We start from the raw sequence: 25,819 nt of genomic DNA on the forward strand, positions 1-25,819 counted from the left end.
CACATATACGGGGCGAACAGGAGTATTTCACATGGCCACCGAAACAACCCCAGACCAACTTTCTGCTGGAACCCGTTTATTCTTGCGCCTTCCGGTTGTTGGATGGATCGCTAAGGATTTGTTATTCGGTGACAAAAACAACATCTGGTATCTTCTCGTTGCGCTCATAAGCGCATGGGCAAGCTCTACAATCATTTTTGGCATTCCCGGACTGTATATTCCTGCAGTATTCTCGGTTCCCGTTATCTTTTTCTTATTGTATCTGATCACCCGAGAATAAGGACAGTCTGACGCTTGGACCTTCCACCTCCTTCAGTTTAAGAAGGGAAAAAAGAGGTGCGCAGATGACAAAACACTCAACTGATATCTTAATCTCTGGTGGTGGGGTTGCCGGCCTTACCGCAGCGGCTGCCTTTGGCGCAGCTGGGTTTTCAGTTATATGTGTCGATCCGACCCCCCCGGTGACAAAGGCCAGTGACGCAAATTCCGACCTACGCACCACTGCATTTTTGCAACCTGCACAGAACCTATTGGAAAACTGCGGCCTATGGGACAGGCTCAGTTCCTACGCTGCACCACTGCAGGTGATGCGCATCATTGATGCCGGCGGTGCAATTGCTGAGCCGCGTGTCATCAAAGACTTCAATGCTTCGGATATCACTGACAATCCGTTTGGCTGGAACCTGCCTAATTGGTTGCTGCGGCGCGAAATGGTCGCACATCTTGAAACGATGGAAAATGTATCCTTTCGCTCAGGTGTCGGGACAAAACGTGTTTTAACCCGCGAAGCCGAAGCGCTTGTGCATTTAAGTGACGGCAGCAAAATCTCCGCCAAACTGTTGATCGGGGCCGATGGCCGAAACTCACCTGTACGCGAAGCAATTGGCGTCGAAGCCACAACCACACGCTACGGGCAAAAGGCACTGGCCTTTGCCGTGACGCACCCAATCCCCCACGACAATGTTTCTACCGAAATCCACCGTTCGGGTGGGCCATTTACACTGGTTCCTTTGCCTGATCGTGATGGCGTTCCCTGCTCTGCTATTGTTTGGATGGAACGCGGACCAGAGGTGGTGCGCCTCGCTGCGCTAAATGATGCGGAATTTGAAGCAAAAATGAACATCCGTTCTTGCGAAATTTTAGGCCCGTTGAGCCTCGCGTCCCGGCGCACGGTCTGGCCTATCATCAGCCAAGTTGCTGAACGAATGGAAGGCGAACGCACAGCCCTGATCGCCGAGGCCGCACATGTTGTCCCACCAATTGGGGCGCAGGGCCTGAACATGAGCTTGGGTGATTTGCGTGTTTTGTTGGAACTTGCGCAGGCCGATCCTGCAACCCTTGGCACGCGGGCGATGCTGGCGACCTACAACCGTCGTCGCCATCCCGAAGTAAAAATGCGCGTCACTGGAATTGATGCGCTCAACCGTGCCTCAATGATGGGGGCACAGGGTCTTCGTGATTTACGCGCCGGGGCGTTGGATGCGTTTTATTCCATTGCACCGCTGCGCAAAACACTGATGAAGGCGGGATTGGGGACGCGTTAAGCGCCCCCAATCAAATTTAAGCCAACGCTTTGTCGAGTGCATCTTCGAGACGTTGAACGCTTGCGTCCACGTCATAAAGTTTATCAAGTCCAAACAGCCCCAAACGGAAGCTTTTGTAATCTGGGCCTTCGTCACACTGAAGCGGAACACCCGCCGCGATCTGCATGCCAAGCGCTGCAAAGGCTTTGCCGGTTTGCACTTCGCCATTGTCGGTGTAGCTCACCACAACACCCGGCGCGCCAAAACCTTCAGCAGCGACAGATTTGATACCACGTGCCGCCAATGCCGCACGTACACGATTGCCTTGCTCCCACTGCGCTTTGCACAATTTATCAAAACCATATTCACGGGTTTCAACCATGGTATCACGGAAATCAGTTAAGGCATCTGTCGGCATGGTCGCGTGATAAGCATGGCCGCCACTTTCGTAGGCTTCCATGATTGACAACCATTTGCCAAGATCAACAGCAAAGCTGGTTGATTGTGTGGCTTTTACTTTTTCAACGGCGGCAGCGTTCATCATGACGAGACCCGCTGACGGTGACGCAGACCACCCTTTTTGTGGCGCTGAAATCAAAACGTCTACGCCGCTTTCTTTCATGTCGACCCAAGCACAGCCGGACGCGATGCAATCCAGCACAAACAAACCGCCAACGTCATGGACCGCGTCTGCAACTGCTTTCAGATAATCATCAGGCAAGATCATACCAGAAGAGGTTTCAACATGCGGGGCAAACACCACTTCGGGGCGTTCTTCACGAATTTTGGCAGTGACTTCTTCGATAGGTGCCGGTGCAAACGGTGCGTCAATCGCGTTACCGCTGCGGCGGGCTTTCATCACGATTTCATCTGATGGCACAGAGCCCATTTCAAAGATTTGGGTCCAACGATAGGAAAACCACCCATTCCGGATAACCAGTGCTTTTTTATTTGTCGCGAGCTGGCGCGCAACTGCTTCCATCGCATATGTGCCGCCACCGGGTACCAAAGCAACGGCATCAGCATTGTACACACCTTTGAGAATTTCAGAGATGTCGCGCATGACGCCCTGAAATTTTGCGCTCATGTGGTTCAGGGATCTGTCTGTGAAAACAACAGAAAATTCCAACAATCCATCTGGATCGATATCAGTTCTTAAGGCAGTCATGTCGCGCTCCTCCAAAGGCGTTTGGCAAGCGTTAGCAAGGCAATTTCATTCTGGCAAAGAATACTTTTGTGTACCGTCAGCTCGCGACACCACGTAATGGACCGGGACGGCGTTCTTCGGACAATAAAACATTTGCCTCAACGTCCCCTATCCCCGGCATTGTCATGATCCGACGGCGCAAAACCCGCTCAAAATCCGCTAAATCACGGGCTACAACCCGTACCCTATAATCATAGAGCCCTAAAACGTGTTCAACGGTCTGCACCTCAGGAATTGCAGAAATCGCGCGCTCAAAATCCTCAAGGCTGACGCGACCTTTGGTCGCGAGCTTAATCCCCAGAAACACAGTGACTCCAAAGCCCAGTTTTTCCGCATCAAGTATCGCGCGACGCCCTTTTAATATACCTGCGTCCTGAAGCCGGCGAATACGCCGCCAAGTCGCAGGCTGCGACAGGCCATGTAGTTTCCCAAGCGCGCCCGCACTTTGTGTGGCGTCACGGCTAAGCGCGCGCAACAGCGCGTGATCGATGTCATCCAGTTCGATCATAATGGTAATCCTTTGGCCGTCTTGATTGTCGCGATTTGCATCAGTGCCTCAATATCCGCGATATGGGGCAATGTTAGAATTTGGCTGCGGTACACATGTTGATAATGCGCCATATCGCGCGCCAAGATATTAAGGCGTACATCGACCCGTCCTAGAAACGTCTGAATTTCCAAGACCTCAGGCACCTCACGGGCCGCTTCGATAAAATCGTCAAAGGCCCGTGGTTCCGTTTTATCCAAAGTGACCCGCAATGACACCTCGACCGAGTACCCAAGGGCTGCCCAGTCAATTACTGCTTCTTGGCCTTTGTAGGCGCCGATTTGATTTAATTTCTCCAGCCGCCGCCAACAGGTCGCCGCGGGAATCCGTGCTTTTTCGGCCAGTTCCGCCGTCGACAGGCTTGGTTCTGCCTGCAAATAGCGAAGGATACGGCGATCAATATCGTCAATTTGCATAATTTATCCGAATTTTCACATTTGTGATTATTATTATTTCACAATTTGCAAAATAAACTCAAGAAAGATATTTTCATTCCCGTTTATCTGACTATTCTGCACCGCAACGTACACCAGACAAAAGGACCGCTGCTATGCGCGTTTACTACGATCGCGATTGCGATGTTAACCTGATCAAAGAAGCAAACGTTGCCATTCTTGGCTACGGTTCCCAAGGTCACGCACACGCGTTGAACCTGCGTGATTCCGGCGCGAAAAACGTTGTTGTCGCATTGCGCGAAGGATCTGCTTCTGCAGCGAAAGCCGAAGCTGAAGGCCTCAAAGTTATGGGCATCGCAGAAGCCGCAGCTTGGTGTGACGTGATCATGTTCACAATGCCAGATGAGCTTCAGGCAGAAACATACAAGAAATACGTTCACGACAACATCCGTCCGGGCGCTGCAATCGCATTCGCACACGGCCTGAACGTACACTTCGGTCTGATCGAGCCTAAAGAAGGCATCGACGTCATCATGATGGCGCCTAAAGGCCCAGGTCACACCGTACGCGGCGAATACACCAAAGGCGGCGGCGTTCCTTGTCTCGTAGCCGTTGACAAAGACGCATCCGGCAAAGCGCTAGAAGTTGGCTTGTCTTACTGTTCCGCAATCGGCGGCGGTCGTTCCGGCATCATCGAAACCAACTTCCGTGAAGAATGCGAAACTGACCTCTTTGGTGAGCAAGCTGTTCTGTGTGGCGGTATCGTTGAATTGATCCGTATGGGCTTTGAAACCCTTGTTGAAGCTGGCTACGCACCTGAGATGGCTTACTTTGAGTGTCTGCACGAGACAAAACTCATTGTTGACCTGATCTATGAAGGCGGCATCGCGAACATGGATTACTCAATCTCCAACACAGCGGAATACGGTCAGTACGTCACCGGCCCACGTATCCTGCCATACGAAGCCACAAAGAAAGCCATGAAAGAATCCCTACAGGATATCCAGTCCGGTAAATTCGTTCGTGACTTCATGCTGGAAAATGCCGTTGGTCAGCCAACCATCAAAGCATCCCGTCGCGCAAACGACGAGCACCAAATCGAAGTTGTTGGTCAAAAACTACGTGACATGATGCCTTGGATTTCTGCAGGCAAAATGGTCGACAAAGCAAAGAACTAAGCTTCTTCTGCATCAACGCAGATACATCGAAGTAAGTTATTTGACCCCGGCCATGTGCTGGGGTCATTTCATTTTGGCAGGGGCAATTTAATGATAGAAATCAAACGCGCAGACTGGGTGATGATCGCCATATTGGGGTTCACTTGGGGCGGTACGTTCTTAATCATTGAAATTGCTTTGCGCGGCATAACCCCGTTTTGGCTGGCCGCATCGCGCATTGGGTTCGCCTCATTGCTGATGGCTGCAATTTGGGGGGCGCGTGGGTTTAAGCTGTTTCTCACTGACGCTGAAAAACCATGGCTGTCTATCGCAATGATCGGGGTTCTTAATACCGCATTGCCGTTTATGTTGCTCAGCTGGGGGCAGCAATATGTGACGTCTGGATTTGCGGGCGTTTCTATGGCTGCCGTTGCACTTATTGTTTTGCCGCTTGCCCATTTCTTTGTGCCCGGCGAACAAATGACGCTGCGCAAAACATTCGGCTTTATTGTTGGGTTTATTGGCGTTGTGATAATGATCGGCGGTCAGGCTTTTGAAAGCACAGGCGCCCAGCTTGAGTTATTTGGTCGAGTGGCCTGCATTAGTGCTGCGGCCTGTTATGGGATCAATTCGATTTTGGTGCGTAAGCTCCCGCCAATCGACACGATTGGTCTTGCGTCTTTGATGCTGATTATGGGGTCTTTTGTTGTCATCCCGATCGCCTTTGCGGTTGAAGGCCCGCCTGTGCTGCCTGATGCCTCTACATCTGCTGCGCTGTTGTTTCTTGGTCTGGTTCCCACAGCGGCGGCAAATCTATTGCGGGTTCTTGTCATACGGTCCGCAGGCCCGACTTTCATGAGCCTCGTAAACTATCAGGTGCCTGTCTGGTCTGTGGTGCTTGGCGCGCTTATCCTCAGCGAACCTTTACCATCCAGTCTGGTGTTTGCTTTGGTGCTCATCCTGTCAGGCGTGGCCCTCAGCCAATGGGGTGCGCTCAAACGATTGTTTACAGCGACACCCCGCGCTTAATTAATAGCGCCCAAGCCGCACGCGGCGCAGTGTTTCTAAAACCTGCCCGCTTGCGTCAACCGCTTTGAGGTCAACAGAATATTGATTTCCCCGTCCACCAGAACATGGCGGTAAATATCCCGGTGAGGCGTATTGTCCGGTGCCACGCGCCGCGCGAACAACAATAACCCCATGGGGAAGATTAGCACTTACGCCCGGAACCGATGGCAGGTTTGCTGAGCTGCCAGACACTGGATAGCCAAGCGTGCCGTGCCCCCCATTTCGTGACAATGGCTGATAACTGCGATCGTTGTATTCCGCGACAATCATGACTGTGCCATCAGGAATGCCGGTGACCTGAATTGGCGGTGTCGCCCCCTGCCCACCTTGCAAAGCGCAATGCTGCCCCGCAGGTACACGCACGCCATCCCATGGGGATGTTACCTGTGCTTCCATATCCGCCAAAGCCACGCCCGGCACCATCAAAGCAGCAAACAGAGTTGTAAAAGGTATCTTCATGTAATTCTCCCGTTCTAATGCCTAAGTCATGGAACGGGAGAATTACAAAGTCAAATCACGCTGCAGCGACAGTTTCGACAGCTTCGACAATCGTGTCGATGACATTTTCCAGCAGCGTTTCGTCTTCGCTTTCGCCCATGACGCGGATCAAAGGCTCAGTACCTGATTTGCGCACCAACAAACGACCTGTGGCAGCCAAGCGGGCTTCGCCATCTGCGATTGCTTCTTTCACGGTATCCGTGTCCATCGGCAACATTCCTGGCGCGAAACGCACATTTTTCAACATCTGCGGCACCGGATCAAAAACCGAAGTCAGCGCGCTAGCCGGTTGATCGGTACGAACCATTTCCGCCAAAAACTGCAGCCCAGCGACAAGCCCATCGCCGGTGGTTGCATAGTCAGTCATCACAATGTGACCGGATTGTTCCCCACCTAAGTTATAACCGTTGGCACGCATTGCTTCGACGACATAACGATCCCCAACACCCGTGCGGTGAAGCGCAATACCTTCGCCTTGCAAAAACCGTTCCAGACCAAGGTTAGACATGACCGTTGCCACCAACGTATCACCCTGCAAACGTTGATCACGCGCCCAACCACGTGCCAACAGTCCCATGATTTGATCGCCGTCAGCAACTTCGCCTTTTTCATCAATCACCATGATACGGTCAGCATCACCGTCCAGGCAAATCCCGACGTCAGCCCCGTGTTCGAGAACAGCAGCGCTGGCAGCAGCCGTGTTTGTTGAACCACAACCATCGTTGATATTGTAACCATTCGGTGAAACGCCAATTGAAATCACCTCTGCGCCAAGTTCCCACAGAACTTCGGGTGCCGCGCGATAGGCAGCACCATTGGCGCAATCAACGACAACTTTCATACCAGACAATTTGCGACGATCCGGAAACGTGGTCTTTGCAAACTCAACATACCGCCCACGCCCATCATCAATTCGTTTGGCACGACCAATGTTTTGCGGCTTGCAGGGTTCTATTTGGCCACAAACCATAGCTTCGATTTCCATCTCAGCCTCATCAGACAGCTTAAAGCCGTCCGGGCCGAAGAATTTGATCCCATTGTCATGGTGGGGATTATGGCTCGCTGAAATCATAATCCCCAAATCCGCACGCATCGAATGCGTCAGCAAACCAACGGCAGGTGTAGGCACGGGCCCAAGCAGCAATACATTCATACCGGTTGAGGTCAAACCAGCCGTAAGCGCATTTTCAATCATGTAGCCAGATAGGCGCGTATCTTTACCAATCACCACGCGGTGACGGTTCAACCCATCCCGGCGGAAATAGCGTCCGGCGGCTGCACCAAGTTTTAATGCCATATCGGCGGTCATCGGGTAAGTGTTAGCCAATCCCCGAACACCATCAGTCCCAAAAAGTTTTTTTGTCATATTAATTCACCATCCCAAAAAAAGATGCATTCCACAGGCTTAATGCTTGCCGTGTTTGTGCAACATCATGGACTCTTAATACCTGAACACCTTGGGTAAGAGAAGCCATAGCAACAGCGATTGAACCAGGCGCGCGATCTTCTGCCAAAGGGGCGTTTCCGAGCGTACCGATAAACTTTTTACGCGAAACGCCAAGCAGGATCGGACATCCCAATCCATGAAACAGGCTAATCCCTTTGAGAAGCGCGATGTTGTGGTCAAGCGTTTTGCCAAACCCAATACCCGGATCAACAATAATCTGCTCAGCACTGATCCCTAATGAGCGCGCATAACCAATACGTTCCTCAAGGAAATCAAATACATCCAGCAAAACATCGTCATACTGGGGATTAGCTTGCATTGTGGTTGGATCCCCCTGCGCGTGCATCAAACAGACAGGGGCATTGGCCGCTTTGGTTTCAGCGGCCAGCTCTGGTTCAAACGTAAAAGCCGACACATCATTAATGAGGCTCGCCCCCGCCTTTAGCGCTGCGCGCCCGACCCCTGCTTTGCGCGTGTCGATAGAGATCGGAACATCGATATCCTCTCTGATCGCTGAAATCACGGGAACGGTGCGCGCGCATTCCTCGTCCACGGGTACATATTCTGCGCCTGGACGCGTGGATTCGCCACCGATATCGATAATTTCAGCACCTTCCGCGATCATGACCTTGATCCGTTCGCGTGCAGCTTGGGGTGCATTAAACTGCCCACCATCAGAAAAACTATCCGGTGTGACGTTCAATATCCCCATCAAACGTGGCGCATCAAAGTCCAAACCCGCAATAGAAGCCCGGGGCGCGGTAATTTTCTCTAAAACATCCGCTGGAATTTGAGAGACCTCAACCACCTCGGCCTTACCCTCACGCGTTAAACGTTCAGCATGTGTAAACCAACACCATCCGCCCGCTATGGATCGAGCTGAAGCCGGGCGCGCATCCCCCATCATCGAAATGGGTAGGAAATACTCTTTCATGATCTGTCCCTTACACTAACTACGCCAGAAGACTGCGGGCTGTTTCGCTCACCAGACGGGCGACAACGGTCTTCACATCTAGGTCTCCGACCGCGACAAAATCCACGGCGTTCAATTGCTCGGAAAACCATTTTGCCAATTCCAACGGAGCGCTGGGAACAGCCCCGTCATTGGCAACAAAATCCAAAACAATTTTACCCGGTGCCCAGACGCTAATGTGATTGTTTTTTGTTGTCCAATCAAGCTCTGTCCGGGTTTCGACAACGGCACATCGTTGATCGAGCGCGGCCAAGACCCAAGCATTCTGTTCAATGGCCAATAGATCAATATGGCGTTGCGCCGCCGCAGTTTGGGCTGTTGGAACAACTGTGTTTGCCGCTTCGACGCACAGGATTGCAGGCACGGGATCAGATTGTAGCTCAGCCAACCAAAGCGATAGGTTTTCTGATGCCAACGCGGCGTTTGATAAAAACACAACACGTGGGGGCACCGCAGTCGACTCGGCCTCATGCGTTGGCGCGCTTTGCTTTTTGTCGCGCACAATTTCCACACCAAGCGCAAACGGACCCCGGTCAAGCTTTTCAATACGCACAAATACGCGCAGCGCTTGGGGCTCCAACAAAATACGGTCAGCAACGCGTTCCGCTAAAGTTTCGAGAAGGTTCAACCGTTCCGCAGCAAGCTCGATCGCCACCGCTTCGGTCAAGGCATCATATGATAGGATCCGATCCACATCGTCATCCAATGGGCCGGTATAGGACTTCAATTCAACAACGATATTGAATTTCACCCGCTGCGTTAGATCACGTTCGACCTGAAACGCGCCAATTTCCACTTCGACAATATGATCGCGTAAAGACAGGCGATCACACGGCACGGCCGCGGTTGCCTCTGATCGGTCAAGTGGATGCGCAAAGGCGAGTTTTATTTCATCGGTCATAAAGCGTCTTTCCTCAAAGGATTCGACGCGAACATACTCTTTCACGTCGGAACACGCCATGAAATGACGACAAACAATCCTTTGAAGACGACTTCGTTTTGATTAGGTGCCGCGGTAGAAACGATGCACACCAATAGACGCCGTACGTGTAAATACACGTGACCAACGCGGCTGCACGGCTGTTGTGTGATAGTAGGTCGCCCCACCCGTCAGATCACGCATGTCATTTTCAATCATGATTTGCGCAATTTTCGAAACACGCTGATATGCAGCCGGTTCATTGATAACCTCGGCACGTCCATCACAGGTATAGGTGAATTGGCACTGATAGCGGCGTCCCGTTCCCTGATTGATAACCGCGCAAATTGAATCGGGAAAACGGCTGCTGTCGACGCGATTAAGGATGACCTCTGCCACCGCAAATTGGCCGCGTACACTTTCACCACGGGCCTCAAAATACAAAGCTTCCGCAAGGCACGCCAGATCTTCGCCGCCCTGCGCTGTAGGCTGGGCATCAATCCATTCGCGCGTAAACTGAACAAGCCCACCTGCGGCCGTGCGCTGTGGTTCGGGCCGTGGAGGGACTGTCATCGCAGTGATATCTGCTTCGTCCAATGCGCTCAGTGTTTGGCGTTCTTGTCCTAGCAAAAGCGTTAGGTTTTCTTCCAGAACGGACCCAGTTGTTGTTGAACCTGATGACGGCACCTGTGATCCCGCTTGTTGCGGAAGAACCATCATAGTCACACACAAAATAGGCAGTATCAGTCGCGGCAGCAGCATATCTAACCCCATTCATACAAAAGTGACCGACGGAATCGATCACAAGCAGACGGCGGCTATTTAGTTAAACTTTGCCACGTTGTCCACCCTGCACGAAATAGATGCGACAATTACATCACACCATAAGGGCTTTTTGGTGCGCTTTACTGCACCCCATCATCAATAAGACGCAGCTGTGCGGCGGCAAGCTTAGCGACCGGTACGCGAAACGGGGAGCAAGACACATAGTCAAATCCGGCCTTACGACAGAACGCAATCGATTCAGGATTTCCGCCATGCTCACCGCAAATAGACAACGTCACTTCGTCATTCGCGGCACGGCCACGTTCGGCACCAATGGTCAGCAATTCGCCCACACCATCAATATCCAGCATATGAAAAGGGTCCTCAGCAAAGACCCCTTGGCGCACATAATCCCCCATAAAACGTCCAGCATCATCCCGAGACAAGCCATAGGTCATCTGGGTTAAGTCATTGGTTCCGAAACTCAAAAATGAGGTATGGGGCGCGATTTCTTCGGCCCGCAATGCGGCCCTTGGCGTTTCCACCATGACGCCCAGCCGATAAGTGAACTCCGCATTTCTCAGCGTTTTCACTTCAGAGGCAATCGCGTCAATACGTGTTTTGATCAGCTCCACTTCGCGTTTGGCGCTGACCAGCGGGATCATGATTTCAGGAACAATGGGATCGCCATTTTCGCTGGCGTCAATTGTCGCCTCAAAAATTGCGCGCGCCTGCATTTCATAGATTTCAGGGACAGTGACCCCCAACCGCACACCACGCATCCCCAGCATTGGGTTGAACTCTTGCAGCGCCTCAATCCGGCGTGTGACTTGCGACATCGGCAAATCAAGAGCGCCAGCCAATTCGCGCATGCCTTCCCTGCTGTGCGGCAAAAATTCATGCAAAGGCGGATCGAACAAGCGAATGCACACCGGTTGCCCCTGCATAATATCAAACAGCGCCGTGAAATCGGCCCGTTGCATCGGCAATAGACGTTCAAGAGCGGCAGCCCGATCTTCGCGCGTATCGGCAAATATCATTTCCCGCATCACGGTCAGGCGGTCGTTTTCAAAGAACATATGCTCTGTGCGGCACAGGCCGATACCTTGCGCCATAAAACGGCGCGCGATGACAGCATCCGCAGGTGTATCCGCATTTGCGCGCACGCCGATATCCCGCACATCATCCGCCCATTGCAACAATGCCTGAAACACCTCATCTAGCGCGGGTTCCAACAGCGGTGCAGCCCCGGCCAATACCCGCCCCGTCGCGCCATCAACCGTGATCATATCGCCTTCGCGCAGAATGCGGCCATCAGGCAGCTTCAGCGTATTGTCTTTACTTTTCAGGCGCATTTCATTGGCACCCACGATGCAAGGCAAACCTAAGCCACGTGCGATCACTGCGGCGTGGCTGCTCATCCCGCCGCGCTCGGTCAAAACCGCATTGGCGGCATGCATGCCTCGGATATCCTCAGGGGCTGTTTCACGCCGAACCAACACACAAGCCTCTTCGCGCGCAGCAGAAGCCTGAGCCGCCGTCGCAGAAAACACGATGCGCCCTTGTGCAGCGCCCGGGCTAGCAGCGATACCTTGTAAAATGGTTGGGTGATCGCCGTCCGGGTCGACTTGTTTGTGCAGCAACTCGGTCAAAGCGCGCGGCTCAACCCGCATCAACGCCTCTTCACGGCTGATAATTTTATCATTCGCCAGTTGCACAGCAACACGCACGCCAGCACGCGCGGTGCGTGGAACCCTCACAGCATCCAAAATACGCAATCCACCATCCACCACAGTGAATTCGATTTCCATCTCTTCGCGCAGTCTTTGCCGCGTTGCATCGCCATATCGAATGAGCGTCTCAAAACTAGACGCACAGGTTTCTTCCATCGACGGCCCGCGCGGATCACGCGTGAGGTACAACGCGCCTTCCCCTTCGGTCAACGCATCGCGCCCTTGGCTTTGGCTCAGATAGCGACCTCTGATTTTCTTTTGTCCCGTCGTTTCATCGATAAACTGAATAACGCCTGACCCACATTCACCCGCCCCAAGGCCAAGCGCCATCTCCTGCACAACAAGCCCAAGCCCCGCATCCACAGGCGCACCCTTGGCCTGACGCAGCAACCGCGCAGTCGTACCTTCCCAAGCGCGCGCCATGGATCGCAACACCTGCGCCAATTGCTCTGCCGGATCTTGTGGAAAACTCTCGTCGGTTTCGTCTTCATAAGCGTTCAAAACGTCGCGCAACGCCCCGTCGTCCTCGGGGTTAATCACGTCAAACACATCCGCATCCAACCGCGCAACATGCACGGCATAGGCCTGGATAAACCGTAAATACAACGCGTCTGCGACCGCTTCGCCGTGTTCAGCACAAAGCTCAGCGTGGCGCAAATCATTCATGCCAATATTTAAAATTGCACCGGGACCGCCCCAATCAGGGTCTTCTGAACTTGGGCGCACAGATACGATAGGTGCGTCGCCAAACCCCGCCATAATCGCAGCGGTGTCGGGCAAATGCCCCTCAGCAATTTCATGAACCGTCTGAAACGAAAGCGCGACCGTGCGTGGCACCGGCATATCAAGCCGGATCAACCGTTGCAGGCACTTCGCCCGCCCACCGTGGGTGTTGATATTCAGCGGGGCAGAAGGTGTGATAACCTCAAAGCCTTGCGTGTCATTCTGCATCGCAGCATTCCTTTCGCGTCACCGCAGCATAACGCAGGATCGCGGCCAAGCAAGGGCACAGATGGCAAAATAGTCGGATAAATCAAAGGGGCGGCGCATTCCCGCCCCTTTGGATTGGCTTAACCTTCGATCTTTGTCAGATCGGCAACAGACCCACAGATTGTGCGAATGCTGCTGAGCAGGTTTAAACGATTGCGGCGCACGATGTCTTTGTCGCTGTTCACCTGCACCGCCTCGAAAAAGGCATCAATCGGCGCGCGTAATGCGGCCATGCCGCTCATAGCGGCCGCGAAATCTTCGGCCTCGATGGCCGGAGAGATCGCCCCACCCGCCTGATCAAGGGCAGCAAACAACGCGCGTTCCTCATCGGTTTCGGCAAATTTCACATCCCCACCGTATGAATACTCAACTCCATCTTTGACCTCAGCCTGACTGAGAATGTTATTGGCGCGCTTAAAGCCCTGAAGCAGGTTTTCACCATCATCGGTTTTCAGGAACTCAGACAACGCCTGCGCCCGTTTGACCAACAGCGCAATATCATCATTGCCGGGCATTGCGAGGCACGCATCAATCACATCATGACGAATGCCTTGGTCTTTGAGGTAAACCTTGAGGCGGTCGTGGAAGAAGGAGAGGAGACTATCAATAAGATTTGGGTTAACTATTGTATGCAAACGTTTATCGAATATCGTTTCCTCAGCATCTATCTCAAATTCCAAATCTCCACGGTCAACTATATCCGCGAGGAAACGACAGTCATCTCTTCTCACGAGACATCCATTTTTCCACTCTTCTAAGATTGTCTCAAAATTAGATATTCGATATATAAAGCGGGTGTCAGACGCTAGGATTGCATTACCCTCCTCATCAAGAAGAATATTCATATTGTCATCGAGTTGATAGTTGGCGCGAAGGGAGCCCATTTTCCATGTCCCTGCTAAGCTCATGAACAAAGAGGTAAACGAAAGTTCAATCAAGCTCCTTAATTCGACACGAGCCCCATTTTCCAGAACCAACCGAATAACACCCAGCGCCGCACGGCGTAACGCGAAGGGGTCTTTTGATCCTGTTGGCTTTTCATCAATCGCCCAGAACCCGGTTAACAGATCAAGCTTATCAGCCAGCGCAACTGCAACCGAAACCGGCGCCGTTGGCACATCGTCTGACGGACCTAAGGGGGAGTAATGTTCAAGCGCGGCATTGGCAACCTCAAGCGGATGCCCTGCTGGCCCCGCGTAATACCGCCCCATAAGCCCCTGAAGTTCCGGGAACTCATAGACCATTTCAGAACTCAGATCAGCCTTGGCAAATCGCGCGGCGGCCTCGGCCACATCGGCGTCCGCACCCACGCTTGGCGCGATTTCACGGGCAAGGCTGGCGATACGTTCAATCCGGTCCGCTTGTGTGCCAAGCTTATTGTGGAAAGTCACGTTTTGCAGGCTGTCAATCCATGCCTGGGCCCCGGCCTCGGCCACGCGAATATCATTTTCCCAAAAGAATTTCGCATCCGACAGACGGGCAAACAAAACCTTCTGGTTCCCTGCCAAAATCGTCGCGCCATTGTCACGCGTTTCGCGGTTGGCCACGGTGACGAATTTCTCAATGCGGTCCGTCTTTGGATTGCGCACGGAAAAGAACTTTTGGTGCTCTTTCATCGAGGTCTGTAAAACCTCAGGCGGCAGTCCTAGGAAATCTTCGGCAATGTCACCCATCAACACAACCGGCCATTCAACAAGCCCGGCCACTTCGCGCAGCAAACCCGCGTCTTCAACAACCTCAAGCCCCTGCGCGAACGCTTGGTTCGTCGCGTCCGCCCAGATGTGATCGGCGCGTTCCTGTGGGTCCAAAACAACTTTGGCAGCCTTAAGTTTGCTGGCGTAATCATCAAAACCACTGACCGCAAAACGGCCATTGCCCATAAAACGGTGGCCTTCCGTCGTGCCACCTGACGGGATACCATCCACATCCATCGGCACAACCGTTGTTCCGGTTTCATCGGTCAAAATGCACAGGATCGAATGCAGCGGGCGCACCCAACGCAATGATCCAGTGCCCCAACGCATCGATTTCGGCCAAGGGAAATTGCGGATCGCACCCTCAAGCACCTCCGCGATGATGTCAGCAGCCGGGCGACCCGGCTTTTCGATGACAGCAAAGAACACTTTGCCTTTTTTTTCTTCGCGCTCGGTCAATTGATCACGGGTCAGACCTGCGCCGCGCAGGAACCCTTCGATCGCTTTTTCTGGCGCATCCACGCGCGGACCTTTGCGTTCTTCACGTGTTGTTGGGCTTTCGCTCAGCAGGCCATCAATTGACAATGTCAGACGGCGCGGCGTCGAAAACACCCCTGCAGAGGCATAGGTTAAACCCGCGTCAACCAAACCGTTGGTGACGATTTTCTTTAAATCTTCGGCCGCTTTACCCTGCATGCGGGCAGGGATTTCTTCGGAGAAGAGTTCAATCAGTAGATCAGGCATTTTAATTTCTCTCCGGTACGGGTGGGCAACCTTCGGGCAAAGGTTTGCCATCAAATACGTCGGCCCCACAGTCATTCAATTGGTGCCAAACAAAGCCGCGACCATCGGCCATCACAGCAACGATGCGGTCAAATCCATAAATGACGTCCTTTTCGCCAAGAAACGCGATGGCTTGGCCCGTTTCCAAGGCTTCGCCAACCTCAGTTGCGTTAAAGCAGTCAAACCAATTTGGCGCGACCAAGGGAACGGCTTCGTCGTAGATTTCGTAGGTTTCCGTCAGCATGGCTTGTGAATGCGGTGTTGTAAAACAAGCCCGGTAGCGCAACGGCGAACTGTCTGAATCAATGCCGGAAAAATCATCCGCAATGATGGGTTCCGGCGCACCGGTGACCAAAGATGTCATAACAACTGCAGGCTCATCATCGCGAAGGTCAACTTCGACATAATAGGCATACACCTGAAGGTAATAAAGCGCGACAGCCGCAACAACTGAGGTCAAGATGATACTCCCCGCGAGAATTTTCCCCATCATGCGGAGTATCCTCCGGCTTCGGTTTGAACGAAGGCATCAGCGCATTGTTTGGATAACGCGCGCACCCGCCCGATATAGGCCTGACGTTCGGTCACAGAAATCACGCCCCGTGCATCCAACAGGTTAAACAGGTGGCTGGCTTTGATACATTGATCATAAGCAGGGTGCGCCATGATAATGCGTTTGCCGGTTTTCGGATCAATGTGGTCTTGCGCCAGAATGGCCTCGCATTCCGCTTCGGCCTCTTCAAAGTGGCGCAGCAAGACATCGGTGTTGGCGACGTCAAAATTCCAACGCGCGTATTCTTCTTCGGTTTGCTTAAACACGTCACCATAAGACAGCGGGATCATCGCATCGGGTGCGTTGAATGGCATGTCCATCACATGGTCAACACCCAGCACATACATCGCAAGGCGTTCCAGACCATAGGTCAATTCGCCAGATACCGGGTGACAATCGTGACCACCTACCTGTTGGAAATACGTGAACTGGCTGACTTCCATGCCATCGCACCACACTTCCCAACCAAGTCCCCAAGCGCCAAGTGTCGGACTTTCCCAGTCGTCCTCAACAAAGCGGATGTCGTGCATTTCCATATCAACGCCGATTGCCTCAAGGCTGCCAAGATACAGCTCTTGCAGGTTGGGCGGGCTTGGTTTGATCAGAACTTGGTATTGGTAATAGTGCTGTAAACGGTTCGGGTTTTCGCCATACCGCCCATCAGTCGGGCGGCGTGATGGCTGCACATAAGCCGCAGCCCAATTTTTTGAACCCAAAGAGCGCAAAGTTGTGGCGGGATGGAACGTCCCTGCCCCGACCTCCATATCGTAGGGCTGCATCACAGCGCAGCCTTTTTCGGCCCAATAGGCCTGTAGTCGCAGGATAATTTCCTGAAAACTCTTGGGGGTCGTATCTGCGCGGGTCATCTTTGGCACCTCATGAAAAGCGCGTTCTCAATAGGCAACGGTTGGCGGGTGGTCAACGGCCCGTTGCAATTAATAAGGTGCAATCGGTGCGCGCTCTGATAATTTCGCCGCAAGGATTCGCATTTAGGGAAGTTGCGAACGCGAGAGGGTAATGAAAAAACTATTATATTTTGTTCTATTCATCGGCGCGGCATTGGCATTGTTATTGCCTGCGTCAAAATTAACCGCCCAAGAAGGCAACGTTTGGATTCAGATCGAAGCGCAACCCAGTCTAAGATCAGCACAAGACCGGGCACGGGCCTATGGTGGGTCATTTGACGACGTAAACGGTTACTCCGTTGGTTCAGGCTGGTATGTCATTGCATTGGGGCCATTTGCCCCTGAGGATGCTGTGGCACGTTTGCGTCAAATGCGCCGTGAAAACCTGATCCCGCGTGACAGTTTCGTTGCAGATGGCAGCGGGTTTCGTCAGCAATTTTGGCCAATTGGCACAAACAACCTGAATGCAGAACCTGTTGCAGCCACACAGCCAGCAGAAAACACAACGGTCGCCGCAACGCCAGACATCACCGAACCGGTTGAACCACCAGAAGAAACCGTCGCCCAAGCGCGCCGGTCTGAAAACAACCTCTCACGTGATGAGAAAAAGCTGCTGCAAATCGCAATGCAAGCCGAAGGTTTCTATAACGCAGCGATTGATGGGTCTTATGGACGCGGTACACGCCGAGCAATGGCAGCCTATCAGGACTCACGCGGTTATGAACCCACCGGCGTTCTAACCACACGCCAGCGTACAGAACTGATCGAAGAGTATAACTCGATCCTCGACGGTGTTGGGCTTGCTCAGATCCGCAATGAAGATGCGGGCATTGAGATGCTTATTCCTGCTGGCTTAGTTTCATTTTCACGGTTTGAACCGCCTTTTGTGCATTACGACAGCACCACACCTGATGATGTGCGTGTTTTGTTGATTTCACAAAACGGCACACGGGCCACGATGAACGGTCTTTACGAAATCATGCAAACGCTTGAGATCGTTCCGCTCGAAGGGGAACGTGAACGCAACTCTGATAACTTCACCCTGACCGGCCAAAACAGCTCCATTCATTCTTACACTTATGCAAAGCATGAAAATGGGATGATCAAAGGCTTTACCGTAATTTGGCCTGCTGGGGATGAACGCCGCTTGGCGCGGGTCATTCAGGAAATGCAAAGCAGCTTTTCCACTTTTGGCGAAGCCCTGAGCGACAGCCATGCCGATCCGCAAGCAGAACAAAGCATTGATCTTTTGTCTGGTTTGGAAATTCGCCGCCCCGATATTTCCCGCACCGGGTTTTACATAGACGCACGCGGAAGCGTTATCACAACAGCCGAAGTTGTTGGGTCTTGCCGTGAAATCACTCTCAATCGGGATCACACCGCAGAAGTCGCATTTGTTGACCAAGATCTTGGAATTGCGGTTTTGCGCCCAAGCGAGAACCTTGCGCCAATTTCATTTGCGGCCTTTAGTGACGGCGTTGCGCGGTTGCAGTCCGAAGTGATTGTTGCAGGCTACCCATACGAAGGTGTTCTGAACGCGCCGACGCTAACATACGGGACACTTGCGGATGTGCGCGGCCTACGCGGTGAAGAAGACCTTCAACGCCTTGCACTGGCCTCTCAGGCCGGTAACGCGGGTGGGCCAGTCTTTGATGCCAATGGTTCTGTCACCGGGCTTGTGCTTTCGGATGCGAGCAATGGATCACAACAGCTTCCGCAAGATGTAAGCTTTGCCCTAAAACCAAATGCTCTGCGCGAAGCGCTCAGTGCAAATGGGGTATCTTCCACTGTCGCAACACCCCGTGACAGCCTGACACCATTGCAATTGGCAAACCAAGCGGCAGACATGACCGTATTGGTGAGCTGCTGGAACTAAAAAACAAAAATGGCGTCAGAAGATTTTCTTCTGGCGCCATTTTTTTGCGTATATTTTGGGCTAAATTACCCAAGCATTTCAGGCGTCGCATATACCAATGTTGGCTTATCGGCTTTCAATGCGTTTTGCAGGGCTGATTTAAAGTCCTCCAAGGACTTAGGTGCCTCAGCGTAAGCGCCAAATGCCTCAGCCAATTTACAAAAGTCAGGATTATAGGCGACCACAGCATTTGGTGCGATTTGTGAACGCACCATAGCGTCTTCGATTTCCTTGAGCTTTGCATTGTCCCACAGAACGATTGGCATATTGAGGCCCAGTTCAACCGCTGCGCCGAGTTCTTGCATTGTGTAATGGAACCCGTAGTCGCCAGCGATTGCAACAACGGGGCCGTCACCGCGACCGACTTTGCCGCCAATTGCGGCTGGTAACGCATAACCCAACGTGCCAAAGGCATAGGGATGATGCCAATGCCCTGCCCGTTCCATTTCAACGACTTCTTTCGCGACATAGGCAAACTGCGTCATGTCGGAATAGTACATCGTGTCTTCAGGCAGTGCATCTTGCATCGCTTGCGCAATTTGGGCGATGCCTGGACGTTCAGCATCCACTTCGGAATAGAAACGCGCTTTGGCGGCCTTTACATCGGCTTCGCGCCATTCGCTTGTGCTATGTGTTCCTAGCGCGCCCGACAGTTCGCTAAGAAACACCTTCGCGTCGCCAAGAATTGGCAAGTCTGCGGGAAAATCATCAGCAAGGCAATGCGTGTCGATATCAACACGCACCATTGGACAGCGATGCCCAAGATCGTCGCGCCATAAATCAACTTCGGCAAGTTCAGTTCCAACACAAAGCAACAGGTCGGCTTTGGCCAATTCCGATGCGGAATCTGGACGCGGCAGATACGCCCCGTAGTTCAACGGATAACTCCCAGCAACCACACCGCGTCCAGCGAAGGTGGTAAAGACAGCCGCCTGAGCTTGCTCAACAACTTTTCTTGCTTCAGCAGAGGCTGCTACAGCCCCTCCGCCAAATAAAAACATTGGCCGTTTTGCATCACGCATCATCTGCGCAACACGTTCGACATCATCCGGGCGTGCAATTGGCAATTGCGCAATCGCTGCTGCCGCTGGTGCAGCAGGTGCACGTTCACCCAGAACATCAATCGGCACCTGAATATGTTTTGGGCGTGGGCGACTTGATTTTAGTTCAGACAGGGCTTTGTCCACCAAACGATAAGCAGCAGGTGCGTCCGGTGCGGTGACGGACCAATCACAAACAGTTGCAGCTGCGCCTTCTTGGTCTTTCATTTCGTGCAAACGCCCGCGACCAATACTGCGATCTTTGCGTTCAAGACATGACGACAGCACAAGCATAGAAACAGAGTCTGAATACCCTTGCCCCATAGGTGTCATTGCATTGCATAAACCCGGTCCTGTGATCAGATACGCGACACCGACCTTGCCCGTCGCGCGCGCATAGCCGTCAGCCATAAAACCGGCGCCCTGCTCATGACGGGCAAGCACATGTTTTATTCCTGCTTCCTCTATTCCGCGATAGAGTTCGACATTATGCACACCTGGGATGCCAAAGATCACTTCGACACCGCGATCCTTCAACATATGGGAGAGTTGTGCACCGAGTGGTTTATCAATCATCAGCTTCTCCAAAACTGAACTGTCAATATTGCGTAGACCGCCAGAAGTTCTAGCCGTCCGATGAGCATTGCCGCTGTCAAAATCCATTTTGCAGCGTCATTGAGGTGTCCGAAATTGCCAGATGGACCAATTTCATTTCCTAACCCCGGTCCAACATTCGCCAGCGCCGTTGCCGCGCCTGAAACCGACGTTGTGAAGTCTAAACCCGTCAATCCCAGCAAGATCGCAAATACGCCAAGCGAAACGACAAAGAGAACGAAAAACGCCATCACTGACGACATAACATCGTTAGACACACGTCGCCCATCATAACGCGGCACAAAGATACCGCGCGGCGCGTGTATTTGGCGGATCTGCGCGCCAATTGCTGCGAATAAAAGCTGATAACGGAATATCTTAACCGAGCAACAAGTCGAGCCCGCACACCCGCCAACAAGCCCCATAAAGAAGAACAGAACCACTGGAAAGGCGCCCCACAGCTGATAGTCAACACTGGCAAACCCTGTTCCGGTCAGAATGGACGTGACATTAAACACGGCTTCGCGAAAAGCGTGTTCATAAAAATCTTCGTTTACCACAACTCGGTAAATCGAAATGATAACGACCAGCGCCGCGATCAAACTAAAAAATACGCGTATCTGACTGTCCTGAAACAGGGCTTTGTTATTACCACTAATCAACTGCACATATCGTACAAACGGCAAGCTCGCGAGCACCATAAAAATCGAAGCGACATACTCAGGAGCTCCCTGATACGCCCCGAATGACGCGTCATGTGTTGAAAACCCACCCGTCGAAGACGTGGTCAACGCATGGTTAAGCGCGTCAAACATAGGCAGCCCCACAGCCAAATAGGCTAAAAAACAAACGCCGGTCAAAACCACGTAAATCGCTGAAATCCGAGATGCAATCTCTACAGCGCGCGGCAAAATTTTCCCCATGGTGTCAAAGGATTCAGATTTAAAGATCTGCATCCCACCAATGCGAAGTTCCGGCAAAAACACCATCGCAACAACAATGATCCCAATCCCACCGAACCACTGCATCATGCTCCGCCACAAGAGCAAACCGCGCGGCAAATCATCTAGGCCAGAATACACCGTTGATCCAGTTGTCGTCATCCCAGACATCGCTTCGAAAAACGCGTCTACAAATCGTGCTTCTGTTGCCCCCAGCATAAACGGCAACGCAGCAAACAGCGGCAATGCAGCCCAAACACCTGTTGTTAGTAAAAAGGTTTGCTGAATGGTGAGGCCTTTTTTGACCCCGTTCGCACAAGCAAGCGCAACAAGTCCACCTGTCAGCACAGACATCAACGACGCCTCAAAAAAAGCGTGCCAGTGATCGCCACCGTCTGCCATATCCAAAAACAACGGGATCAGCATCGTAACGCCAAGCGCTGCGACCAAAAGGCCAATCACATATCCTACTGGGCGCAGATCAAACATAACCGCAAGGCTTTACGCGCAGACAGGGCAGTGTCAAGCGCAGTCGTTATCCAACGTGGAAAAGCGTGTTAAAAAGCTTAGGATCGAGGCTTTCTGACAGGAAGGTTTCCCCTTCGGTCAGAACGCTGACGGCATCATGCGAATGCAGGCTTTCTTGATGGCTTGCCACAACGCGGAAATCACCGATACGTACATCGTTTTGCAATTGCTCTGCAAACAGACGCGCCGCATCTTCGACAAAGATAGGATTGGCCGCGTTAAGTTCTGCAAAAGCTTGTTCGTCTTCGCGTTTGACCATCACTTGCGTTTCGGTCGGAACCGCAAGCCGACACAGATCAATCAGATCCTCAAACCACAATGTATCCTGGTCACGGCGCAACACCGCAGAAATACGCGCGACAGAACGCTGCGAGTGCGGCGTCGCGAGCTGCCCACGACGTTGGCGGGCATGTTCAGATAACTCAAGCGAACAGGGACAAGTCGAGGAATAGACGTAATCCAAGTGGATGATTTTCTTAATCACCCCACGTGTTTCAACCAATTCAAGTGCGATGTCGTAGTATTGAAACCCAGACAATCCTGAACGCAGTGAATTCACCCGCATCGGAAAAGAAAACCGCATCTGAATACGAGCGTCAAAGCTGTCCAAATCGGCTTTGTAATCATTCAGCGCCGCTTCGATCACTTCAAAGCTAAAGGTTTTTTCAGCGTGCCCGTAAAATGTGCGCATAATGCGCGACATGTTGATGCCTTTTTTACCAGCCTCAAGACTAACAGTGCCCGTCACCGAAGATTCGAGTGTTAGATCGGACCCGTCCCGGCGGTGAAAACGGATCGGTAGGCGAAAGTTCGAAATACCCACATGTTGGATATTGCGTTTTGCGCCTTTGATCAGGCTCTCGGGGCCGTTTTGCAAATCAGGCAATGAGGCCTTGTAGGCTTCATCAACTGTGAACTCTTCTGGATAAGCCCTTGCCAATGCTGGATAGTTTGCAACCTCTTGCCCCGGCAAAAGCCGTGACACCACAGGATGCAATTCCGCGACCTCTGTGACAGTTGCGCCCTTGGCCCATGTTTTAATAAGCTCAAGCGCGGCTTCAGCTTCTTCTTTTGATGGTCCAGCATCAGACTTTGGAGTGTGCATATTCATTGCATAATCCTTGCGCGGCTTACCGCTAGGTTACTATTTGCGCGGTCAGATTACCATTTATTCTGCACGAAAAGCGAATGAAAGCGGCCTAAACCGCGTTCAATGCGCCCAAAAGATCAGAAATCAGGTCGTCAGTATCTTCGATACCGACAGAAATCCGAACCAACCCATCTGTGATCCCCAAATCCGCACGCTGATCTTCCGTCAACCGCTGGTGCGTGGTTGTCGCCGGATGCGTCACGAGGCTCTTTGCGTCACCCAAGTTGTTGGTAATGGTAAAGATTTCGAGTGCATTCACAAAACGGAACGCCGCATCTTTGCCACCTTTGACGTCAATCGATAGCACTGTGCCGCCCTTTTCCATCTGGCTTTGGGCGAGTTCAAAGTAAGGGCTATCCTTAAGGAACGGGAACAAAACACGATCTAATTTCGCATGGCCTTGCAACGCTTCGGCGATTGCCTGAGCTGAGGCCGCTTGCGCACGACACCGCAGATCGAGCGTTTCCATACCCTTGAGCATCACCCACGCATTAAACGGGCTCATGGAACCGCCAGTATGTTTTAGGTATGGTTCAAGCGTTTTGCGGATAAAATCACGTGTACCGCACACCACACCACCAAGGCAGCGCCCCTGCCCGTCAATGTGTTTGGTTGCCGAATAGACAATCACATCCGCCCCAAGATCAAGAGAGCGTTGGAAAATCGGTGTCGCAAATACATTATCCACAACGACAATTGCCCCAACAGCGTGCGCAATTTCGGAAACACCCCGAATGTCGATCACTTCGAGCGTTGGATTTGAAAGCGCCTCAAGAAACACGAGCTTTGTATCTGGGCGAACAGCCGCACGCCATTCATCCAAATTAGTACCGTCTACAAATGTGACCTCAACACCGTAGCGCTGCAGAATATCCTCAACGATATAAAGGCACGAACCAAACAGCGCTTTGGCAGAAACGATGTGATCACCGGCCTTCAGTCCAGAAACCAACGCCCCGTTTACGGCCGCCATTCCAGACGCCGTTGCAAAGGCGTCTTCGGAACCTTCAAGCGAAGCGATACGTTCCTCGAACATACGTACGGTCGGATTGCCATAGCGAGCATAGATAAATTCATCTGGCCCGCATTCGATAAACCGCGCTTCGGCTTGTTCAGCACTGTCATAAGCAAAACCTTGGGTCAGGAAAATGCCTTCGGACAACTCGCTATATTGGCTGCGGCGAATACCATCATGTACCAAACCAGTACGTGTGTTCCATTTCTGTGTCATGTCTTACTCCTCATGCCCTTTGGACATAAAAAAACCCCCACCGTACAAGACGCCGAGGGTGCAATATCCCTGACCTCTTTAGCAGTATTTTTAACGTGGCCTGCAATCCGGAAACAAATCACCACAACCGCGAACTAGCTTGTTTCATTGGGGTCGTCAAGGTTTGACGCAGGTGTAATAAGATGTTTATCGCTTCGTCATATGCTGGCCCTATTCCTGATGTATTAAAACGACAAGAGCAGCGAAAAGAGGTCCCCAATGACCCTTTTGAAGGTCAATACCAACGGCACCCATCTGATCTGGCCCACTGAAACTGGACCGATTGAAACACCTACACACTATCGCGCGCGGAAATGCGAACCACTTGAACAGGCTTTGCACCACACATCTGACGAAGGGCCGATTGTCATACTTTTACATGGGATGAAATTTTCCCCCAGCGATCCTTCAAATTCACCACACAAGCATATTCTGGCGTTGAGCCCCGACCCGATGTTTAGTCGCGCTATCAGTTGGCCCCGCCATTTGGGTTTTGGGAAAAAGCGCCCTGAAACCGGATTATGCATTGCCTTTGGGTGGGAGGCTTGTAAAGGATTTCGCGCCGCATATCGCGAAGCTGCAATGGCTGGTCGTCAGTTAGCGCAGTTGATAGAACTGATCAAATCCAGCGCCCCAAATCGCAAAATTCAGGTGTTTGCACATAGTATGGGGGCGCGCGTATTTTTAGCAGCTTTGCCCCATCTTCCAGCCAACGCTGTTGAACGTGCAATTCTGATGGCCGCAGCTGAACTAAGCAATGTAGCGGAACAGGTTATGAAAACCCCTGCGGGGCGCACGGTTGAGATATTTAATATAACGAGCCGTGAAAATGACTGGTATGATTTTCTGGTTGAATGGGCGTCTGCCCCGTTTACGATGGGGGCGCGATCACTCGGGCATGGGTTGAAAAAACCCTGCGGAAATTGGCTGGATATCCAACTTGACTGCCCGCGGACATTACGCCGCCTCGCGCGTGTTGGGTTTCGAATTTCTCCCCCTGCCCATCTTGTTTGCCATTGGTCTGGGTATTTACGCCCAGGAATGTTTGGCTTTTATCAAGCGCTTTTGCGCCACCCGCAAAAACACAGCTTGGACCAGATACGCGCACTGCTGCCCTGTGCAAAAATGCCCCGCTGGTCACGGCTTATTGCGTATGCATGCACATGTCTTCGCTTGCCCTCACAGTATAAGGCGTGATTGTCTTTGCCAAAGGACAGGAGCAAC

The 25,819-nt window shown here is 52.3% G+C and carries 22 protein-coding genes and 1 riboswitch; of the genes, 6 read left to right on the top strand and 16 right to left on the bottom strand.

Translation table 11 applies throughout. The annotated features are described in order from the left end of the window. Positions 1–31 precede the first annotated feature (31 nt). Complete coding sequence (locus tag G9C99_RS05445) at positions 32–280, top strand: hypothetical protein (RefSeq protein WP_166416447.1); 249 nt, start codon at positions 32–34, stop codon at positions 278–280. 64 nt (positions 281–344) lie between these two features. Continuing rightward, positions 345–1,544, top strand: coding sequence for a UbiH/UbiF family hydroxylase (locus G9C99_RS05450; RefSeq protein WP_166416448.1), 1,200 nt, complete (start codon positions 345–347; stop codon positions 1,542–1,544). Positions 1,545–1,560: 16 nt separating this feature from the next. On the opposite strand, the gene G9C99_RS05455 is transcribed toward G9C99_RS05450, so the two are convergent. From G9C99_RS05455 to G9C99_RS05465, 3 genes are all read right to left on the bottom strand, one after another. Beyond that, entirely contained in the window at positions 1,561–2,691 is a 1,131-nt protein-coding gene (locus G9C99_RS05455; protein ID WP_166416449.1) for an aminotransferase class V-fold PLP-dependent enzyme, read from the bottom strand. Between the two features lie 76 nt (positions 2,692–2,767). Then, positions 2,768–3,238, bottom strand: a complete 471-nt coding sequence (locus tag G9C99_RS05460) for an Lrp/AsnC family transcriptional regulator (RefSeq protein WP_166416450.1) — start codon at positions 3,236–3,238, stop codon at positions 2,768–2,770. Continuing rightward, a complete protein-coding gene (locus G9C99_RS05465) occupies positions 3,235–3,693 on the bottom strand; it encodes an Lrp/AsnC family transcriptional regulator (protein ID WP_166416451.1) in 459 nt (152 codons plus the stop codon). The genes G9C99_RS05460 and G9C99_RS05465 overlap by 4 nt, the downstream gene beginning before the upstream one ends. A gap of 134 nt (positions 3,694–3,827) precedes the next feature. Between G9C99_RS05465 and ilvC the strand changes: the two genes are divergently transcribed. Both ilvC and G9C99_RS05475 read left to right on the top strand, forming a co-directional pair. Then, complete coding sequence (gene ilvC, locus G9C99_RS05470) at positions 3,828–4,850, top strand: ketol-acid reductoisomerase (RefSeq protein ID WP_166416452.1); 1,023 nt, start codon at positions 3,828–3,830, stop codon at positions 4,848–4,850. Positions 4,851–4,940: 90 nt separating this feature from the next. Next, positions 4,941–5,858, top strand: a complete 918-nt coding sequence (locus tag G9C99_RS05475; protein WP_231703993.1) for a DMT family transporter — start codon at positions 4,941–4,943, stop codon at positions 5,856–5,858. On the opposite strand, the gene G9C99_RS05480 is transcribed toward G9C99_RS05475, so the two are convergent. The 9 genes from G9C99_RS05480 to G9C99_RS05520 form a co-directional block, all read right to left on the bottom strand. Beyond that, on the bottom strand, positions 5,859–6,356 hold the full coding sequence (locus G9C99_RS05480) for a hypothetical protein (RefSeq protein ID WP_231703994.1): 498 nt from the start codon (positions 6,354–6,356) through the stop codon (positions 5,859–5,861). Between the two features lie 55 nt (positions 6,357–6,411). Further along, entirely contained in the window at positions 6,412–7,761 is a 1,350-nt protein-coding gene (gene glmM / locus G9C99_RS05485) for a phosphoglucosamine mutase (RefSeq protein ID WP_166416453.1), read from the bottom strand. A 1-nt stretch (position 7,762) separates the two neighbouring features. After that, complete coding sequence (gene folP / locus G9C99_RS05490; protein WP_166416454.1) at positions 7,763–8,776, bottom strand: dihydropteroate synthase; 1,014 nt, start codon at positions 8,774–8,776, stop codon at positions 7,763–7,765. Between the two features lie 19 nt (positions 8,777–8,795). After that, positions 8,796–9,716 (bottom strand): dihydroneopterin aldolase, encoded by a 921-nt coding sequence (locus G9C99_RS05495; RefSeq protein ID WP_166416455.1) that lies wholly within the window; start codon positions 9,714–9,716, stop codon positions 8,796–8,798. A 102-nt stretch (positions 9,717–9,818) separates the two neighbouring features. Next, entirely contained in the window at positions 9,819–10,496 is a 678-nt protein-coding gene (locus tag G9C99_RS05500) for a cell wall hydrolase (protein ID WP_231703995.1), read from the bottom strand. 143 nt (positions 10,497–10,639) lie between these two features. Next, positions 10,640–13,183, bottom strand: coding sequence for a putative PEP-binding protein (locus G9C99_RS05505; protein WP_166416456.1), 2,544 nt, complete (start codon positions 13,181–13,183; stop codon positions 10,640–10,642). 119 nt (positions 13,184–13,302) lie between these two features. After that, the gene (gene glyS / locus G9C99_RS05510) at positions 13,303–15,660 is read right to left on the bottom strand and encodes a glycine--tRNA ligase subunit beta (protein ID WP_166416457.1); all 2,358 of its coding nucleotides are present in this window, start codon (positions 15,658–15,660) and stop codon (positions 13,303–13,305) included. Position 15,661: 1 nt separating this feature from the next. Continuing rightward, a complete protein-coding gene (locus tag G9C99_RS05515) occupies positions 15,662–16,189 on the bottom strand; it encodes a DUF6446 family protein (protein ID WP_166417097.1) in 528 nt (175 codons plus the stop codon). After that, positions 16,189–17,118 (bottom strand): glycine--tRNA ligase subunit alpha, encoded by a 930-nt coding sequence (locus tag G9C99_RS05520; protein ID WP_166416458.1) that lies wholly within the window; start codon positions 17,116–17,118, stop codon positions 16,189–16,191. Before G9C99_RS05520 ends, G9C99_RS05515 begins: the two co-directional genes overlap by 1 nt. 151 nt (positions 17,119–17,269) lie before the next feature. On the opposite strand from G9C99_RS05520, the gene G9C99_RS05525 reads away from it, so the two are divergent. Beyond that, positions 17,270–19,033, top strand: a complete 1,764-nt coding sequence (locus G9C99_RS05525) for a serine protease (protein ID WP_166416459.1) — start codon at positions 17,270–17,272, stop codon at positions 19,031–19,033. Between the two features lie 65 nt (positions 19,034–19,098). Here the strand turns inward: G9C99_RS05525 and G9C99_RS05530 are convergent, their stop codons facing one another. From G9C99_RS05530 to metZ, 4 genes are all read right to left on the bottom strand, one after another. Then, positions 19,099–20,688, bottom strand: a complete 1,590-nt coding sequence (locus tag G9C99_RS05530) for a 5-guanidino-2-oxopentanoate decarboxylase (RefSeq protein WP_166416460.1) — start codon at positions 20,686–20,688, stop codon at positions 19,099–19,101. Beyond that, on the bottom strand, positions 20,688–22,136 hold the full coding sequence (locus G9C99_RS05535) for a TrkH family potassium uptake protein (protein ID WP_166416461.1): 1,449 nt from the start codon (positions 22,134–22,136) through the stop codon (positions 20,688–20,690). Before G9C99_RS05535 ends, G9C99_RS05530 begins: the two co-directional genes overlap by 1 nt. A gap of 46 nt (positions 22,137–22,182) precedes the next feature. Then, positions 22,183–23,286, bottom strand: coding sequence for a GTP cyclohydrolase FolE2 (folE2, locus tag G9C99_RS05540; RefSeq protein ID WP_166416462.1), 1,104 nt, complete (start codon positions 23,284–23,286; stop codon positions 22,183–22,185). A gap of 88 nt (positions 23,287–23,374) precedes the next feature. Then, positions 23,375–24,556, bottom strand: a complete 1,182-nt coding sequence (gene metZ / locus G9C99_RS05545; RefSeq protein WP_166416463.1) for an O-succinylhomoserine sulfhydrylase — start codon at positions 24,554–24,556, stop codon at positions 23,375–23,377. A 57-nt stretch (positions 24,557–24,613) separates the two neighbouring features. Further along, positions 24,614–24,691, bottom strand: a riboswitch (SAM riboswitch). A gap of 123 nt (positions 24,692–24,814) precedes the next feature. Between metZ and G9C99_RS05550 the strand changes: the two genes are divergently transcribed. Beyond that, positions 24,815–25,792, top strand: coding sequence for an alpha/beta hydrolase (locus G9C99_RS05550; protein WP_166416464.1), 978 nt, complete (start codon positions 24,815–24,817; stop codon positions 25,790–25,792). Positions 25,793–25,819: the final 27 nt, after the last annotated feature.

The sequence above is a fragment of the Cochlodiniinecator piscidefendens genome (assembly GCF_011326755.1).
Classification (GTDB): Bacteria; Pseudomonadota; Alphaproteobacteria; order Rhodobacterales; family Rhodobacteraceae; genus Cochlodiniinecator; species Cochlodiniinecator piscidefendens.